The organism is Companilactobacillus halodurans, from assembly GCF_009600985.1.
GTDB classification, from domain to species: Bacteria; Bacillota; Bacilli; order Lactobacillales; family Lactobacillaceae; genus Companilactobacillus; species Companilactobacillus halodurans.
The window spans coordinates 1-1,093 of sequence record NZ_VDFP01000251.1 but is presented as its reverse complement, the minus strand read 5'-3'; the positions used below and the strand labels follow the sequence as shown (position 1 = coordinate 1,093).

1 protein-coding gene is annotated in these 1,093 nt (G+C 39.2%); it reads right to left on the bottom strand.

What is annotated here, in order from left to right; all coding sequences use genetic code 11:
* A partial coding sequence (locus tag FHL06_RS13965) for a glycerol-3-phosphate dehydrogenase/oxidase (protein ID WP_153387260.1) occupies positions 1-1,093 on the bottom strand: 1,093 nt, incomplete at both ends.

Below are 1,093 nucleotides of genomic sequence, written 5' to 3'. Positions count from 1 at the left end.
AGAGATAATCTTCTGGTGTCATTGCCATTTCGTTTTCCATTGAATAATGTAAACTCAATGTTTCAGCTAAACTCAAACCTTGAACTGGTTTAACGTCTTTAGCACTAGCTAGGATTTCGTCCATGTTTGATCCAAAGATGTTTGCCATCTTTTCAGCTCCAACAGGATCGATTCCTGCAGCAATAGCTTTTTTAGCATAGTTTTCAAGCTCTTCTTCAGCGTGATCTGAGTCAAAGTCACCACCGGAAACCTTGATATTTGCTGAATCAACTGGCTTGTAATCACGTGCATATTGGCTATTCATGATTTCAATAATCATCTTCATAGCACCGTCAGCCATCTTACGATAGTCAGTTAATTTACCACCAGCTAAAGTAATCAAACCATCATCGGCACGTTTCAATGAACTACCACGAGATACTTGTGAAGCAGTTAGTTTGTGGCTACCTGAATCACTAGCACCTGAAACTACATCTGGCTTTTCTTCTTCCGCTTTTTCATCAACCGGAGCAGGTTCTTCGGCAACAAGTGGTCTTACACCAGCCCAACTTGATTCAACATCGTCAAGTGTAATATGAGCATTTGGATACTTCTTGTTGATGATTCTCAATAGGTAATCTACATCGCTTTGTTCAACCTTAGGATGTGTTAAATCACCCTTAAAGTCAGTATCAGTAGTACCGAAGTATGTTTTACCATCTCTAGGGATTGTAAAGATCATACGACCATCGTTTGTACCTGAACCAAAGTATGTTGGCTTAGGAACGTTTAGTCTTGATTGATCAACAACTAAATGGACACCCTTTGTAGGACGCATTTGTGTCTTCTTTGGATCATGCTTGTCATCAAGGTCTTTAACAAAGTCTGACCATGGACCTGAAGCATTAAGAACGATCTTGGCTTTAACATCAAACTCTTCACCACTGATCATATCTTTAACAGTTACACCGCATGCATTGCCAAATTGATTATGGATAACTTTGACAGCTTTCATACGACTGACCATAAGTCCTCCGAGTTCATGAGCCTTCTTAATATTTTCAATAACCAAACGAGAATCATTATTCAAGTAATCTAGATAAATTCCACCACC